Source organism: Achromobacter sp. ES-001 (genome assembly GCF_019448355.1).
In the GTDB taxonomy this organism is placed as follows: domain Bacteria; phylum Pseudomonadota; class Gammaproteobacteria; order Burkholderiales; family Burkholderiaceae_B; genus Achromobacter; species Achromobacter spanius_B.
The window spans coordinates 5553678-5570236 of record NZ_CP079940.1 but is presented as its reverse complement, the minus strand read 5'-3'; the positions used below and the strand labels follow the sequence as shown (position 1 = coordinate 5570236).

At 67.3% G+C, this 16559-nt stretch carries 13 protein-coding genes; 11 read left to right on the top strand and 2 right to left on the bottom strand.

Features of this window, described 5'->3' with window-relative positions; all coding sequences use genetic code 11:
• The 7 genes from KYT87_RS25285 to KYT87_RS25255 are packed head-to-tail and all read left to right on the top strand — an operon-like array spanning position 1 to position 8908.
• Entirely contained in the window at positions 1 to 1026 is a 1026-nt protein-coding gene (locus tag KYT87_RS25285) for an SDR family oxidoreductase (protein ID WP_219991138.1), read from the top strand.
• A gap of 1 nt (position 1027) precedes the next feature.
• Positions 1028 to 2377 carry a murein biosynthesis integral membrane protein MurJ gene (gene murJ, locus KYT87_RS25280; RefSeq protein ID WP_046805082.1) on the top strand — a complete coding sequence of 450 codons (1350 nt, stop codon included), beginning with the start codon at positions 1028 to 1030 and terminating at the stop codon, positions 2375 to 2377.
• The gene (locus tag KYT87_RS25275) at positions 2378 to 3520 is read left to right on the top strand and encodes a glycosyltransferase family 4 protein (RefSeq protein WP_219991137.1); all 1143 of its coding nucleotides are present in this window, start codon (positions 2378 to 2380) and stop codon (positions 3518 to 3520) included. It abuts the gene before it with no gap.
• A 44-nt stretch (positions 3521 to 3564) separates the two neighbouring features.
• A complete protein-coding gene (asnB, locus tag KYT87_RS25270; protein WP_046805080.1) occupies positions 3565 to 5496 on the top strand; it encodes an asparagine synthase (glutamine-hydrolyzing) in 1932 nt (643 codons plus the stop codon).
• 3 nt (positions 5497 to 5499) lie between these two features.
• Positions 5500 to 6615, top strand: coding sequence for a glycosyltransferase family 4 protein (locus KYT87_RS25265; RefSeq protein ID WP_219991136.1), 1116 nt, complete (start codon positions 5500 to 5502; stop codon positions 6613 to 6615).
• A complete protein-coding gene (locus KYT87_RS25260; RefSeq protein WP_219991135.1) occupies positions 6612 to 7769 on the top strand; it encodes a glycosyltransferase in 1158 nt (385 codons plus the stop codon). The genes KYT87_RS25265 and KYT87_RS25260 overlap by 4 nt, the downstream gene beginning before the upstream one ends.
• Positions 7766 to 8908, top strand: coding sequence for a glycosyltransferase family 4 protein (locus tag KYT87_RS25255; protein WP_046805077.1), 1143 nt, complete (start codon positions 7766 to 7768; stop codon positions 8906 to 8908). Before KYT87_RS25260 ends, KYT87_RS25255 begins: the two co-directional genes overlap by 4 nt.
• A 94-nt stretch (positions 8909 to 9002) precedes the next feature.
• On the opposite strand, the gene pgi is transcribed toward KYT87_RS25255, so the two are convergent.
• On the bottom strand, positions 9003 to 10556 hold the full coding sequence (gene pgi / locus KYT87_RS25250; RefSeq protein WP_219991134.1) for a glucose-6-phosphate isomerase: 1554 nt from the start codon (positions 10554 to 10556) through the stop codon (positions 9003 to 9005).
• A gap of 8 nt (positions 10557 to 10564) precedes the next feature.
• A complete protein-coding gene (locus tag KYT87_RS25245; protein WP_046805075.1) occupies positions 10565 to 11959 on the bottom strand; it encodes a phosphomannomutase/phosphoglucomutase in 1395 nt (464 codons plus the stop codon).
• 321 nt (positions 11960 to 12280) lie between these two features.
• Between KYT87_RS25245 and KYT87_RS25240 the strand changes: the two genes are divergently transcribed.
• From KYT87_RS25240 to KYT87_RS25225, 4 genes are all read left to right on the top strand, one after another.
• Complete coding sequence (locus KYT87_RS25240; protein WP_219991133.1) at positions 12281 to 12910, top strand: BPTD_3102 family carboxylase-like protein; 630 nt, start codon at positions 12281 to 12283, stop codon at positions 12908 to 12910.
• 97 nt (positions 12911 to 13007) lie between these two features.
• Positions 13008 to 14423: an FAD-binding oxidoreductase gene (locus KYT87_RS25235; RefSeq protein WP_219991132.1), complete on the top strand. Its 1416-nt coding sequence runs from the start codon at positions 13008 to 13010 to the stop codon at positions 14421 to 14423.
• Between the two features lie 49 nt (positions 14424 to 14472).
• Positions 14473 to 15186 (top strand): response regulator transcription factor, encoded by a 714-nt coding sequence (locus KYT87_RS25230; RefSeq protein WP_046805072.1) that lies wholly within the window; start codon positions 14473 to 14475, stop codon positions 15184 to 15186.
• Positions 15183 to 16526 carry a HAMP domain-containing sensor histidine kinase gene (locus tag KYT87_RS25225; RefSeq protein ID WP_219991131.1) on the top strand — a complete coding sequence of 448 codons (1344 nt, stop codon included), beginning with the start codon at positions 15183 to 15185 and terminating at the stop codon, positions 16524 to 16526. Before KYT87_RS25230 ends, KYT87_RS25225 begins: the two co-directional genes overlap by 4 nt.
• The last annotated feature ends 33 nt before the right edge of the window (positions 16527 to 16559 follow it).

Genomic DNA, 16559 nt, shown 5'->3' with positions numbered 1-16559 from the left:
ATGACCACGCGATTTGAAACCATCAAGCAAGAACTCGCCGCCCAGCCGCGCAAGTGGCTGGTGACCGGCTGCGCCGGCTTCATCGGCTCGAACCTGTTGGAAACGCTGCTCAAGCTGAACCAGACCGTGACCGGCCTGGACAACTTCGCCACCGGCCACCAACGCAATCTGGATGAAGTGCGCGACTCGGTAACGCCCGAACAGTGGGCGCGTTTTTCCTTCGTGGAAGGCGACATCCGCGATCTGGCCGCCTGCCAGCGCGCGACCGAAGGGGTTGATTTCGTCCTGCACCAGGCCGCTTTGGGCTCGGTGCCGCGTTCGCTGAAAGACCCGATCACCACCAACGAAGTGAACATCGGTGGCTTCCTGAACATGCTGGTCGCCGCGCGCGATGCGGGCGTGAAGTCGTTCGTCTATGCGGCCTCCAGCTCCACCTACGGCGACCATCCGGCCCTGCCGAAGGTGGAAGAGAACATCGGCAAGCCGCTGTCGCCCTACGCCGTCACCAAGTACGTGAACGAACTGTATGCCGACGTGTTCGCGCGTTCGTACGGCTTCGAGACCGTGGGCCTGCGCTACTTCAACGTGTTCGGCAAGCGCCAGGACCCCGACGGCGCGTACGCCGCCGTGATCCCGAAGTGGACCGCCGCCATGATCAAGGGCGAAGACGTCACCATCAACGGCGACGGCGAAACCAGCCGCGACTTCTGCTTCGTCGACAACGCCGTGCAGGCCAATCTGCTTGGCGCGATGGCCTCGCCCGAAGCGCGCAACCAGGTCTACAACGTGGCCGTCAGCGGCCGCAGCACGTTGAACGACCTGTTCGGCTTCCTGGTCACGGCGCTGGGCAACCAGAACGTGAACTACGCCAAGAAGCCGGTCTACGCCGACTTCCGCGCTGGCGACGTGCGCCATTCGCAGGCCGACGTCAGCAAGGCCGGCCGTCTGCTGGGCTACGTGCCGTCGCACACCGTGCTGCAAGGCCTGGAAGTGGCCATGCCCTGGTACACGCAATTCCTGCGTTGATTTGAAAGCACTCGTCCGCAAACTCGGCAACATCCACCCGGACCATCAGCGCATTTTCAAGGGCGCGTTCCGGGTGGCGGTGTTCCTTCTGCTGGGCAAGGCCGCCGGCGCCATCAAAGAGATGGCGGTGGCGTACCGCTACGGCGTCAGCGACGCCGTGGACGCCTACCAATTCACGATGACCATGGCCACCTGGCTGCCGGTCACCATCGTGGGCGTGCTGTCAGTGGTGCTGATCCCCGTGCTGGTGCGCCTGCGCCGCGCGGATGATGCCGAGCGCGACCAATTCATCAAAGAACTGCAAGGCTGGGTTGCCGCGGCCGGTGTCGCGCTGGCGATAGCCACCTGGTTTGCCTGGCCGTACGTTGTGGACGCCTTGGGCAAGGGCTTGCCCGAGCGCGTGCGCGGCATGACGGGCGACCTGCTGGTGGCCTTCGCCCCGGTGTCCGCCTTGCTGCTGATCGCGGGCATCAGTGCCGCGCGCCTGCGCGCGCACGAACGCCACGTCAACACCTTGCTGGACAGCGTGCCCGCCGTGGCCACGCTGGCCTGGGTCATGCTGGCCGTCAGCGCCGACGGCGTGGGCCCGCTGCTGTGGGGCACCTTGGTGGGCTACGCCATCCAGACCGTCTGGCTGGCCTGGCTGGCCGCGCGCGCCGATGGCGGCTTCTGGGGCGCGCCGCGCCTGACGCTGCGTTCGCCGCATTGGCCCGAACTGATGGGCGCGGCCGGCGTGATGCTGATCGGCCAGGTGGCCATGAGCTTTGTCGGCCCGCTGGACCAATACGCCGCCGCCAACCTGGGCGCCAACGCCAACGCCACGCTGGGTTACGCCAGCCGGCTGCTGTCGCTGCTGCTGGGCATCGGCGCGGTGTCGGTCGGGCGCGCCGCGTTGCCCGTGCTGGCCGATGTGCAGGCGCGCGGCGATACCGACCGCGCGCGCAGCATGGCATTGAAATGGTCCGTGCTGATGGTGGGCGCGGGCGCGGTGGCCGTGGCTATCGGCTGGGTGCTGGCGCCCTGGGGCGTGTCCGTGCTGTTCCAGCGCGGCGCCTTCACCGCCGAGAACACCGAGGCCGTGGCGCACGTCTTGCGTTGGGGCCTGTTGCAACTGCCTTTCTATTTTGGTGTGTTGATCCTGGTGCAATTGCTGGCCAGCCAGAATCGCTACCGCATCATGGCCGCCATCGCCGTGGCCAACTTCGCGCTGAAGGCCGTGTTGAACACCGTGCTGGCGCCCAAGATGGGCGCGGCCGGCATCATGCTGGCAACCAGCCTCATGTATGTGCTGTCCTTCGCCTGCTACCTGGTGGTGGCGATGCGCAAGGCTGAACCCAAGGAGGCCGATTGAATGTCGCAAGCCGACTCCGGCCGCGCGCTGCGCGTGCTGCTGTTTATCCATTCGCTGCATGGCGGGGGCGCTGAACGCGTTGCCGCCGACCTGAGCGCGCACTGGGCTGGCATGGGCCGCGAGGTCATGGTCGTAACGCAGGCCAACGCCGACGGCGACGTCTACGCGCTACACCCCAAGGTGCGCCGCGAAGTGCTGAACACGGCGGGCGAGGGCGGCGGGCTGCGCGGCATCTGGAGCAACGTGCAGCGCGTGCGCGCGTTGCGCCGCGTCATCAAGGCATTTCGGCCGGACATCGTGCTGGGCATGATGACCACGGCGTCCGTGCTGTCGGTGCTGGCCGCCTCGGGGCTGGGCTGCCGCGTCATCGCCACCGAACACACCCATCCGCCGTCGCAGACGCTGTCTGGCCTGTGGCAGCGCCTGCGTCGCATGACCTATCCGCGCGCCGCCCGTGTGGTGGCGTTGACCCGTGGCACGGCCGACTGGATCGAACGCCACGTGCCGGGCTCGCGCCTGGCCGTCATCCCCAACCCGGTGCATTGGCCGTTGCCGCGTGCCGAGCCCATGCTGGCGCCCAACCCGGCGCCTGATCGCAAGCGTCTGCTGGCCGTGGGCCGTCTGCACGCCGACAAGGGTTTCGACCTGTTGATCCAGGCCTACGCCACCCTGGCCCCGTCGCATCCGGACTGGGATCTGGTTATCCTGGGCGAAGGCCATGAACGCGGCGCGTTGCAGGCACAGATCGACCAGGCGGGCCTGGGCCAGCGCATCTCGATGCCCGGCCGCGCCGGCAACGTGGGCGACTGGTACGACAGCGCCGACCTGTACGTGCTGACTTCGCGCTTTGAAGGCCTGTCCAACACCTTGCTGGAATCCATGGCCAGCGGCCTGGCGGCGGTGTCGTTCGATTGCGATACCGGCCCGCGCGAGATTGTGCGCGACGGCATCGACGGCGTGCTGGTGCGGCCCAACGGCGATGTGCAGGCGCTGTGCAAGGCGCTGTCCGAAGTCATGGAAAATGACGCAAGGCGCCAGCGGATGGCGCAAGCGGCAACCGATGTGCGCGACCGTTTCTCGGCCGCGCGCGTGTTGCAGCAATGGAAAGAACTTTTTGACGGCGTGCGCGAATCGGGCCGCTAGGCCCTGCGGCACGCCGTTGCTACGGTGACCACGAGAACCTCATCATGTGTGGAATAGTCGGAATTTGGGGCCCCATCGGGAACAAGGAACGGTTGCTGGCCGAAAGCTGCCGCCGCATCCGCCATCGCGGGCCGGACAGCAACGGCTTCTGGGAAGACCCGGAAGCCGAAGTGGCGCTGGGCCACGTGCGCCTGGCCATCCTGGACCTGACCGAAGCCGGCCACCAACCCATGACGTCCGCTTGCGGCCGCTACGTGATGGTGTTCAACGGCGAGGTCTATAACCATATGGACATCCGCAAGCAGCTGGAGCAATCGGCACTGGCGCCCACCTGGCGCGGCCATTCCGATACCGAAACGCTGCTGGCCGGTTTTACCGCGCTGGGCATCGAAGCCACGCTGCAAGCGGCGGTTGGCATGTTCGCCATCGCGCTGTGGGATCGCGCATCGCGCAAGCTGATGCTGGCGCGCGACCGCATGGGCGAAAAGCCGCTGTACTACGGCTATTCGGGCGCCGAGCTGGTGTTTGCCTCCGAGTTGAAGGGCTTGATGCCCATCCCCGGATTCGGCCGCGACCTGAATCGCAATGCGCTGGCTTCGTACATGCGCCACAACTACATTCCCGCGCCGCAATCCATCTACCAGGGCATCAATAAGCTGCCCCCGGGAACGTGGATCGAATTCACCGCCGACGACACTCGCAGCCGCCGCATGCCGGAACCGCGCGTGTACTGGTCCGCTCGTGAAGCCGCCGACGCGGCGGCGCGCGCGCCCTTGTCCTTCGGCACCGATGCCGAAGCCGCCGAGGCGCTGGAAGGCGTGCTGTCCAAGGCGGTCGGCGGCCAGATGCTGTCAGACGTCAGCCTGGGCGCGTTCCTGTCGGGCGGCATCGATTCGTCGACCATCGTGGCATTGATGCAGGCGCAAAGCGCCAAGCCCGTGCGCACCTTCGCCATCGGTTTCCACGAAAAAGGCTACGACGAGGCGCAGCACGCCAAGGCCGTCGCCACGCACCTGGGCACCGATCACACCGAGCTTTACGTGACCGCCGACGATGCGTTGGCGGTGGTGCCGTCGCTGGCCGATATGTACGACGAACCGTTCGCGGATTCCTCGCAGATCCCGACGTCGCTGGTCACCAAGATGGCGCGCCAGCACGTCACCGTGGCGCTGTCCGGCGACGGCGGCGACGAGCTCTTCGGCGGCTACTCGCGCTATTTCCGCGTGAACAACTGGTGGCAACAATGCGAGCGTGTGCCCGCAATGCTGCGCAAGCCGGCCGGCGCGCTGCTGTCCGCCTCGGCCCAACTTCCCGGGCGCGGCGCCTGGCGCGGCAAGGTCGGCAAGCTGGGCGAGCTGCTGCGCACCGATTCGCGCGGGGATTTCTATCGCCACTTCGTGTCGTACTGGCCGGAGCCGTCGCAGGTGGTCAAGGGCGGCGTGGAGCCCGTGTCGGAATTCGCGCGCGACATGCAAGGGTCAACCTTCGAAGCCATGATGAAGCTGGACACGGTCACGTATCTGCCGGACGACATCCTGGTCAAGGTTGACCGCGCGGCCATGGCCGTCAGCCTGGAAACGCGCGTGCCGCTGATCGATCACCGCGTGTATGAATTTGCCTGGAGTCTGCCGCATCAATACAAGGTGCGCGGCAACACGGGCAAGTGGCTGCTGCGCCAGGTGCTGCATCGCCATGTGCCGCAGGCGCTGGTGGACCGCCCCAAGCGCGGCTTTGCCGTGCCGCTGGCCGCCTGGTTGCGCGGCCCCTTGCGCGAATGGGCCGATGCGTTGCTGGACCCCGCGCGGCTGCGCCAGGAAGGCTGGTTCGAACCCGAGCCCATCCTGCGCAAATGGCGTGAACACACCTCGGGCCATCGCAACTGGGACAGCCACCTGTGGGGCGTGTTGATGATGCAGGCCTGGCTGGATCGTTATCGTGCAGCACCGGATCAAGGGGGAACGATTGGGAGTCGTTGACGTATGAGAATTCTGATGTTGGTCAGTTCCATGCACGCGGGCGGCGCCGAACGGGTGGCCGCCACGCTGGTGAATGCATGGGCCGAACGCGGGGATACCGTCACGTTGACGCCCACTTATTCGTCCAAGGGCACGTGCTTTTATCCGTTGTCCGACAAGGTCCAGCTGGCCTGGCTGGCGGATATCGCCGGCACCCGCGCCTCGGGCGCGATGGCGGCGTTCAAGCGCTTGATGGCCCTGCGCAAACACATCCGCGACACCAAGCCCGATGTGGTCGTGTCATTCCTGACCAACGTGAACGTGGCCGCCATTTTGGCCACGCGGGGCCTGGGCGTGCCCCTGATCGTCTGCGAACGTACCAACCCCGTGGCCGAGACCACGACGGGCACCGTGTGGCGCCGGCTGCGCCGGCTGCTGTATCCGCGCGCCGACATGGTGACGGTGCAGGCCGAAGACACCGCCGGCCCGTTCTCGCGCCAGGTGCCGGGCATCAAGCGCCTGGCTGTCATCCCCAACCCCTTGCCCGCGCCCTTGCTAGAAGCGCCGCGCGTGGTGCAGCACGACGGTGACGGCCCACGCCAACTGCTGGCCATGGGCCGCCTGGTGACCGACAAGCGCTTCGATCTGTTGATCGACGTGTTCGGGCAGTTGGCGCCAGCGCATCCCGATTGGAATCTGCGCATCTGGGGCGAAGGCCCGGAACGCGCGGCGCTGGAAGCGCAGGTTGCCAAGCTGGGCCTGCAAGCGCGGGTCAGCCTGCCAGGCCGTACCGAAACTCCGTGGGAAGAACTGGCGCGTGGCCAGGCCTTCGTGCTTAGCTCGCTGGTGGAAGGGTTTCCGAACGTGCTGCTGGAAGCCATGTCGCTGGGCTTGCCGTGTGTGGCCTTCGATTGCCCCAGCGGCCCGCGCGAAATGACGCGCGACGGGCAGGACGCCCTGCTGGTGCCCACCGGCAACCGCGATGCCTTGCGCGACGCCTTGCAACGCATCATGAGCGACCCGCTCTTGCGTCGGCAATTGGGCGACCGCGGCGCGTCCGCCGTACGCCAGCGTTATGCGCTTTCCAGCGTGCTGTCGGAATGGGACGAACTGTTCGACGCGGTGCGGGAGGGGCGATGAGCACCCCGGCATTACATGTGCTGCACGTGATCACCGGCCTGGGCCAGGGCGGCGCGGAATCGGTGCTGCTGCGTCTGGCGACGTACCCGGAAGCGGGTGTGTCGCACACCGTCGTGTCCTTGACCGATGAAGGCATCTACGGCCAGCGCCTGCGCGATGCCGGCGTCGCGGTGCATGCCTTGGGCATGAAGCGCGGCCGCGTCAGCCTGGGCGGTTTCATGGCGCTGCGCCGCTTGATCGCCGACACGCGTCCCGACGTTGTGCAGACCTGGATGTATCACGCCGACCTGATCGGTGGCCTGGCCGCGCGGCTGGCCGGCGTGCGCGCCATTGCCTGGGGCATCCGCAATTCCGGCGAACACCTGGAACGCAGCAGCCGGTCGGCGCGCATCGTCTTGCGCGCTTGCGCGTTGTTGTCCGGCAGCGTGCCGCGCGCCATCGTGTGCGCGGCGCAGAACGCCGCCGAACGCCATGCCGAAAAGGGCTACCGGCGCGACCGCATGGTCGTCATTTCCAATGGCTATGACCTCTCGCGTTATGCGCCGGACGCCCAGGCCCGCACGCGCATGCGCGCGCAATGGGGCCTGTCCGAAGACGCGCCCGTGATCGGCAGCGTGGCCCGCTGGGACCCGTTGAAAGATCACGCCAACCTGCTGCGCGCCGTGGCCGCGCTGGTGCGCGACGGGCGTGACGGCGGCTTGCGCTGCGTGCTGGTTGGACGCGGCATGACGCCCGACAACCCCGAACTGGCTGCCTTGATCGACAAGCTGAACCTGCGCGACCGCCTCATCCTGGCCGGCCCCAGCGACGACGTGCCCGCCGTGATGAACGGGCTGGACCTGCACGTGCTGTCCAGCTGCGCCGAAGGCTTTCCCAATGTGGTGGCCGAGGCCATGGCGTGCGGCGTTTATTGCGTGGTGACCGATGTGGGCGACGCCGCCTACATCGTTGCCGACACCGGCGTCGTCGTGCCGCCCGAACAAGCCGAAGCGCTGGCGCGGGGCATCGAAGCCGCGCTGTGCGATGTCGCCGCGCGGGGGACGGGCCGCGCCGGGGAAGCCGGCCGCGCGCGCGTGCTGGAAAACTTTGATCTGGCACGCATGGTGCAACGTTACATCGCCGTATGGCGCCGTATTTCTGGAGCCAAGGCATGAGTCGCCGCCTGATGTTTGTGGTCAACAACCCCGCGTTTTTCATGTCGCACCGCGTGCCGGTGGCGCTGGCGGCGCAGCAGGCGGGCTATGACGTGCACGTGGCCACGATGGATGGCCCGGCGGTGGCCGACATTCAGGCGCTGGGCATGACGCATCACGCCATACCCATGACGCGCAGCGGCAAGCATCCCTTGCAGGAACTGGGCACGTTGCGCGCGCTGGTGCGCCTGTTTCGCCGCGTGCGCCCGGACGTGGTGCACCTGGTCACGATCAAGCCGGTTCTGTACGGCGGCATTGCCGCGCGGCTGGCCCGCGTGCCGGGCATGGTGGCGGCGATCTCGGGGCTGGGCTTCGTGTTCCTGTCGAACTCATTGAAGATGCGCCTGGTGCGCGCCGTGGTGGCGCGTCTGTACCGCGTGGCGCTGGGCCATCCGAACAGCCGCGTGATTTTTCAGAACGCCAATGATCGCGACCTGCTCAAGTCGCTGGGCGCGGTGCGCGACGAGCAGGTCGTCATGATCCGTGGCGCGGGGGTGGACCTGGATGCCTATCGCGCGTCGCCCGAACCGCCGTCACCGCCCGTCGTGGTCACGATGGTGGCGCGCTTGTTGCGCGACAAAGGCGTGCGTGAATTTGTCGATGCGGCATCGCTGCTGCGCAAGCGCGGCGTGCCCGTCACGATGCAGCTGGTGGGTGGGGTGGACGCGGGCAACCCCACGTCGGCCACGCAAGAAGAGGTGGAGGCCTGGCAGCGCGAAGGCGCGGTGCAGGCGCTGGGCGAACGCTCGGACATCGCTGATTTGTACGCCGCCAGCCATATCGCCGTGCTGCCTTCGTATCGCGAAGGGCTGCCCAAATCGCTGATCGAAGCCGCGGCCTGCGGGCGCGCGGTGGTCACGACGGACGTGCCCGGTTGCCGAGATGCCATCGACCCCGGCAAGACCGGCTTGCTGGTGCCGGTGCGCGATGCCGCATCGCTGGCGGACGCCATCGCGCGTTTGGCGGATGATGCCGTGCTGCGCCAGGCGATGGGCACGGCGGGGCGCGAGCTGGCCGAACGCGAGTTCGATATCCGTCAGGTTGCGCGCGTGCATGTTGAGCTGTACGACGCGCTGGGGCGGCGCGCGGCTGGCGGCTAGCCCAAGGCCGCCATCGACGCGCGGGCAGTATCAGGCAATCCCAGCCCGTGCCATGTCGAGCGCCGGCAGCGTCCCGCGCTGCCGCGCTGTCCGCCTATTGCCGCCGCGCGATCGCGTCGATCCAGAAGCGAGTCGACGGGTCCTGCTGGCTGGGCTGCGGCGAATCCAGCTCGCGCATGATGCCCTTGGCCAGCGCCTTGCCGAATTCCACACCCCACTGGTCGAACGGGTTGATGCCCCAGATCACGCCTTGCGTGAACACCTTGTGTTCGTACATCGCCAGCAACGCGCCCAGCGTGTAGGCCTCAAGGCGCGGCAACACGATCAGCGTAGACGGGCGCCCGCCAGGATGAACGCGGTGTTGCGCGAGCCATCGCGCGCGCGCCGGATCGCTTTCGGTGGCGGACGTTTCCGCCAGCGCCTCGTCAAGGGATTTGCCGCGCAGCAACGCCGAGCGCTGCGCCAGGCAGTTGGCAATCAGCAGTTCGTGATGGCGGGCGTAGGCGTGGTCCGGCTGTTCGCACAAAATGAAATCCACGGGTGCACCCATCGCGTCCTGGTGCATCCACTGGAAAAACGTGTGCTGGCAATCGGTGCCCGACATGCCCCAGATCGCGGGTCCCGTGGGCACGTCGACGGGGCTGCCGTCGGCCGTTGCGACCTTGCCCAGCGACTCCATTTCCAACTGCTGCGCCCACGGCACCAGGTGATACAGCCGTGAATCGTACGGCGCGATCACCAACGAGTCATAGCCCAGCACGCTGCGGTTGACGACGCCCGCCAGCGCCATCTGCACCGGCGCGTTCTCGGCCAGGGGCGCCGTGCGGAAATGTTCGTCCATGGCCGCCGCGCCTGCCAGCAACTGGTCAAACGCGTCGTTGCCCAGCGCCAGCGCGATGGGCAGGCCGATGGCGGACCACAACGAATAACGGCCGCCCACCCAGTCCCAGATCTGAAAGATGTGGTCGGGCAGGATGCCCAAGTTCAGCGCGGCTTCCACGTTGGCGGTAATCGCCACCACTTGCTTGATCGGGTCTGCCACGCCGGCTTCGCGCAGCCAGTTCATGGCCACTTCGGCGTTGGCCAGCGGCTCGGTCGTGGTGAACGATTTGGACGCGACGATGACCAGCGTGTCGTGCGGGTCCAGGCGGCTCATGGCGTCGGCGACGGAATGCGAATCCACATTCGATGCGAATCGCACTTCGCGCCGGGCGCCGCCATGGCGCAAGGCACGCGTCACCAGGCGAGGCCCCCAGTCGCTGCCGCCGATGCCCAGGTGCAGCACGTAGCCGTAGCGGTCGGCACGATCCGCTTCGCGTACAAATTCGCGCAAGCGGTCGCGTTCGGCCTGCACCATCTTGGCCACCGGGGCGGGCGGGTTGGGCGCGCGCAGGGCGGTATGCCAGGCCGCGCGGCCCTCGGTCCAGTTGGCGTGGCCGCCGTCGAACAACAAGGCGCGGGCGGCGTCGAAGTTCTGCTGCGCCAGCAGCGCCTCGGACGCCGCGTGCAAGGCCGGCGAATGCGGCTGGGTGCTCAGGTCCAGCCGCAGGCCCGGGGCGTTGACGACCCTGAGCTGCTCGCCGCGCAGGGGCGCGGCCTTGGCGGCTGCCGAGAATTGTTGCCAGGCCGGGCTGTTGGATAGCGACATGGACGCAATCAGAACGGCAATGTCGCTTCCGGTGCGAGCTTGCCCAGTTCGCGTCGGAAGTCGGCCTGGATGCGGGCCAGCGCCTCGGCGTTTTCCGCCTCGAAACGCAGCACGACAACGGGCGTGGTGTTGGACGGGCGGGCCAGGCCGAAGCCGTCGGCGTATTCCGCGCGCACGCCGTCGATGGTGAGCACGCGGCGGGCGTCGGGGAACTGGCCGTGGTCCTGCAAACCCTTGACCAGGGCGAAGGGCTGGCCTTCTTCCATTTCCAGCTTCAGCTCGGGCGTGGATACATCCTGCGGCAACGCTTCCAGCGGCGCGCAGGCGTCGGCCTGGCGCGACACGATTTCAAGCAGGCGCGCACCGGTGTATAGGCCGTCGTCAAAGCCGTACCAGCGTTCCTTGAAGAAGATGTGGCCGCTCATCTCGCCGGCCAGCGGCGCGCCGGTCTCGGCCAGCTTGGCCTTGACCAGGGAATGGCCCGTCTTCCACATCAGCGGAACGCCGCCAGCGGCTTCCACGGACAGCCCCACGTGGCGGCTGCACTTGACGTCGTAAATGATGGTGGCGCCGGGGTTGCGGTCCAGCACGTCGCGCGCGAACAGCACCAGCTGGCGGTCCGGCCAGATGATCTGTCCGGATTTTGTGACCACGCCCAGGCGGTCACCGTCACCGTCAAAGGCCAGGCCCAGTTCGCAGTCGGTTTCGGCCACGCACTTGATCAGGTCTTGCAGGTTCTTGGGTTCGGCCGGGTCCGGGTGGTGGTTGGGAAACGTGCCGTCCACCTCGCAGAACAGTTCGGTCACTTCGCAGCCCAGCGCGCGGAACAGCTGCGGCGCCACGGCGCCGGCCACGCCGTTGCCGCAGTCGATGGCGATTTTCATGGGGCGGGCGAGCTTCACGCCCGAGGCCACGCGCGCGATGTAGGCGGCGACCAGGTCCAGCTGGCGGCGCACGCCGGCGCGTTCAGCCGGGGCCGAGGCCGCGCCGTTCATGGCGGCGCCCAAGGCCTGTACCTCGTCGCCATACAGGGCGCGGCCGCCCATCATCATCTTGAAACCGTTGTACTTGGGCGGGTTGTGGCTGCCGGTGATGGCCACGCCGGAACCGGTCTGCATGATGTTCGCCGCGAAGTAGACCAGCGGCGTGGGCACCATGCCGACATCCAGCGTATCGACCCCGCCTTCCAGCATGCCTTCCTGCAAGGCATCGGACAGCATTTCGCTGCTGAGGCGGCCGTCGCGGCCCACCACCAGGGTCTGCACGCCTTCTTCGCGTGCGCGGGCGGCCAGCGCCACGCCTAGCGCGCGGGCGAACGTTGCATCGATCAGGTCCGGCACAGTGCCGCGAATGTCATACGCTTTGAAGACGGAAGCGGGAAATTGCGTGTTGTTGTTGCCCACGACGATTCCTTGAAGAAGAAGGTTGCAGCGCTGGTTTTGATGGGTCTAGTGGTAAACCCGTATATCAAAACCCGACCGGGTTAAGCAAGAAAAGTGAATTATCCCCCATCGGCGCATGCGCCTCATCCGACGGGAGCAGTAGGGCGTCTTAAGGGTGGCGCCCGCCCTGAAATGGTGCGTAGCACGTAGCGTGCCGCTTTGATCCGGTGCGCGGGCGGGGGCGGTTCGAATCTGCGACGGGCTGCGGCGGCATGGCCCACAAATTGCTTGTCATGGGAAGGTGATACGCTTGCGCTGCAAGCAGAAAGACCGGGAGAGGCCATGGGTGCCAAAGTTTCTACTGTGATGTCATCGGGGGGCGCCAGCAGCCGGCGCGGTCCTCCCACGGACTACGCCGGGCCGGCCGCGGGCCGTGAACGCCGGCTTGATATCCATGTATTTGTTTCCGAGACGGGCGACATGGTCGCCGGCCGCGCGTGGGAACGCTGCGTCTGGCGCGAGGCCCGCGTGTTGATCGCCGAATGCCCGGCGCCGCATCTGCCGTCTTCGATTGAAACCGCGTTGCGCACCATTGCCGCCGACGTCGCCCGAGACCGCAACTGGCAAGGCATGGGCGCCGTGGCATTTTCCCTGGACGACCGCAGCGGCGTGTTCCGCGTGATTGGCGCCGAAGCGCAACCGCATGCCGGCTCCATCGTGGCCAGCCCTGATGCCGTTGGCGCGCATGCGCTTGAAATGCGTATCGACGGCTGCGTCGACCGCCGCTTGCCCTGCACCCGCCTGCTCGTCTGCGGCGACACGCGGGGCGAGGCATTGCGCCGCGCCTACCGGGCGTTGTCTGAAATGCCCGGCCCGGCCGGCACCGACCGCGCCTTCCTCATGAACCGCATCGCCTCGCGCGCCTATTGTTCCGGCCTGACGGGCACGCGGCTGGATCAGGCCGTCGGCTAGCGCGGCGCTTCAGCCCGCGCCCTTGAACCCCTACAATAGCCCGCACATCCCTAGACCCGTGCCTGGGCGCGCCCAGGCCCCTTCTTGTGCGGCGCCTATGACATTGTTGAGCGATCTTCAGTCCCTGCTGGGTTTCACGAATGTGCTGACCGGCGAGGACGCCGCGTCCTATGTGCTGGACTGGCGCCGCCGTTATCGCGGGTCGGCCCTGGCGGTGATCCGGCCCGGCTCCACTCAGGAAGTGGCCGACGCCGTGAAGCTGTGCCTGAGCCACGGCGTGCCGGTGGTGCCCCAGGGCGGCAACACCGGCCTGTGCGGCGGCGCCACGCCGGACGACACCGGCCGCGCCGTCGTGCTGTCCACGGCCCGCCTGACAGCAGTGCGCAATGTGGATATCGACAACGACACCATCACCGTGGAAGCGGGCTGCATCCTGCAAGCCGTACAAGAGGCTGCCGCGGGCGCGAACCGGCTGTTTCCGCTAAGCCTGGCTGCCGAAGGCAGCTGCACCATCGGCGGCAACCTGGCCACCAATGCCGGCGGCACGCAGGTGCTGCGCTACGGCAATACGCGCGACCTGACGCTGGGCCTGGAAGTGGTGACGGCCGAAGGCGAAATCTGGGATGGCCTGCGTGGCCTGCGCAAAGACAACACCGGCTACGACTTGCGCGACTTGTACATCGGCAGCGAAGGCACGCTGGGCATCATCACCGCCGCCACGTTGAAACTGTTTCCCCGGCCCGTTGCCAGCTGCACCGCGCTGCTGACCCTGGACACGATCGACCAGGCGGTTGAAGTGCTGTCCCGCGCGCGGGCTGGCTTTGGCGCCGCGCTGACGGGTTTCGAACTGATGAGCAACGCCTGCCTACAAGGCGTGGTGCGCCTGTTCCCGCAACAGCGCCTGCCCTTCGAAGGCGACTCCGCCGAATCGCCGTGGTTCGCGCTGCTTGAACTGTCCGATAGCGAAAGCGAGGCCCACGCGCGCGAACGCTTCGAGGCCGTGCTGGGCGAGGCCATCGACGCCGGCTTGATCCACGACGCCGCCATTGCCGCCAACGTCGCGCAAAGCCGGGCGCTGTGGCACCTGCGCGAAAGCATCCCGCTGGCCGAAGCCGAGCTGGGCAAGTCCGTCAAGCACGACGTGTCCATTCCCATCTCGTCCATCGCCGGCTTCGTGCACAAGACCAACGCGCTGCTGCAAGCGCGCTTCCCGGGCGTGCGGCACGTCATCTTCGGCCATCTGGGCGATGGCAACCTGCATTACAACGTCGCCAATGCGCCCGGCCAGACCGAAGCTGAGCTACTGGCCTTGCAAAGCGAGATCTATGGCGTGGTGCATGACAGCGTGCATGCGCATCAGGGCTCCATCAGCGCCGAGCACGGCGTGGGGCAGCTCAAGCGCGACGAATTGCCGCGCTACAAAAGCCCGGTAGAGCTTGCGCTGATGCGCCGCATCAAGCGCGCGCTGGACCCGCAAGGGCTGATGAATCCGGGTAAGGTCCTGCAAGCCTAGCGCGCGCTTGCGCCGCCACTTGCGATCTACTGAACAGGGAGCCCACAACATGGCAGTCAGCCCCGCGGCGGGTGCAAATCACCGGGTGCTGATCGTTGAAGACGATCACATCATCGCCGGCAACCTGTATTCATTCCTGGAGGCGCGCGGCTTCCTGCCCGACGTGGCCTACACCGGCCACGCCGCCCTGGAACGCCTGAAGGCGCAGCGCTTCGATGCGCTGATCCTGGACATCGGCCTGCCGGGCATGGACGGCAACGCGGTGCTGCACACGCTGCGCACCGACATGCGCGCCGACGTGCCCGTCCTGATGCTGACCGCGCGCGACAGCCTGGAAGACAAGCTGGCGGGGTTTTCCCATGGCGCCGACGATTACCTGACCAAGCCCTTCGCGCTGCTTGAAGTCGAAGCCCGCCTGCTGGCGCTGATCCAGCGCGCCAAGGGGGCGACGGTGGACGCGGTGCGCGAATTCGGTCCGCTCAAGTACGACACGCGCAGCCGGGGCGTGCTGGTCAACGGCCAGCCCGTGCATCTGACGCGCAAGGCCAGCCTGATCATGGACGCGCTGATGCGGGACCCCGGCCGCGTGGTCGCGCGCGAAGAACTGGAATCGCTGTTGTGGGGCAACGAACCCCCGTCGTCGGACGCGTTGCGCAGCCAGGTCCACCTGTTGCGCCGCGCGTTGGCGGACGCCGGTTTTGACGGCATCGAAACGCTGCACGGCACTGGCTGGCGTCTGACGCTGAACGGAATATGTCCATGACGCGCGCCACGGGCGGCACATTGACCCAGCGCGTGGTGTGGGCGCTGACTGGCACCGTCGCGCTATTCGTGACGGCGCTGGCGCTGCTGGCCTACCTGACGTTTGACCAGATGGAAGACGACCTGGTCAACGACATCCTGAACACCGAAATGGACCGCCTGGTGCAGCATGCGCGCAGCAGCGACGACTTCCTGCCGCGCGACGGCGTGCGCGAGCTGGGCGGGTCGATGCGCGCCTGGATGAGCGTGGCTGGGCAGCGCCCGGCCGGCATACCCGACGAAGTGATGGAACTGGATAACGGGCTGCACCTGATCGAACCGGAAGCCTATACCTGGCACGTAATGGTGGCCGACACGGGGCGGGGCAAGGTGTACCTGCTGTACGACGCTACCGACAACGAAGAGCGCGTCCATGATTTCGGCTTGATTGTGCTGGGCGTGGGCGCCATCTGCGTCGTGGGCGCCTACGCCTTGTCGCGCCGCGTGGCGGGGGTGGCGGTGGGGCCGCTGCTGGACCTGACCGACCGGCTGGCCACCTGGGCGCCGGGTGCGCCAGACATGGCCGTGACCCGCGATGACGAGGCCGGCCGCCTGATCGAAGCCTTTAACCGCGTGCAGAACCAGGTCGACCGGTCCATCGCGCGCGAGCGAGAATTCGCCGGCAACCTCAGCCACGAAGTGCGCACGCCGCTGGCCGCCATCCGCTCGGACAGCGAGCTGATGCTGCTGACCCAGGCGTTGACGGCCGACCAACGCGAGCGTCTGACGCGCGTGGTGGACAACGTCGACGACGTGATCGTGTGCCTGGAAAGCGCCCGCGCCATGGCGCGCGACCAGCTGCTTCCGCCCGCGCCCGTCGACATCGCCGAATGCATGCAGGACGCCTGGCGCGGCTACGAGGCGCAGGGCGCGCTGGCCGAACTGCGTTTCGACAATCAGATTGCCTCCGGCCATGTGTTGACACTGGATCGCTACGCCTTGTTGACGGTGCTGCGCAACCTGGTGCGCAACGCCGTCGAGCATGCCGCGCCGGCCACGCTGACCGCCACGTTTCGCGCGCCTGACGTGCTGGAACTGAGCGACGACGGCAAGGGCATCGCGCCGGACGACCTGCCTTTCCTGTTCCGCCGCTATTACAGCGGCCGCATGCGCGACACGGTCGCCGCCGGCCAGCACGAGACGGCGCGCGGCCTGGGGCTGGCCATCGCCAAGCGCGTCTGCGACATGCAGGGCTGGCTGCTTACCGTGGAATCGTCGCGCGAGCCGGCATCGCGCGGCACCCGGTTCCTGCTGCGGTTCGACGCGCATTCCACCGCTGTTGCGCCGCAAACACAGACCTGAATTTGACGATTATTCGACCTTCGGGGCGCTAAG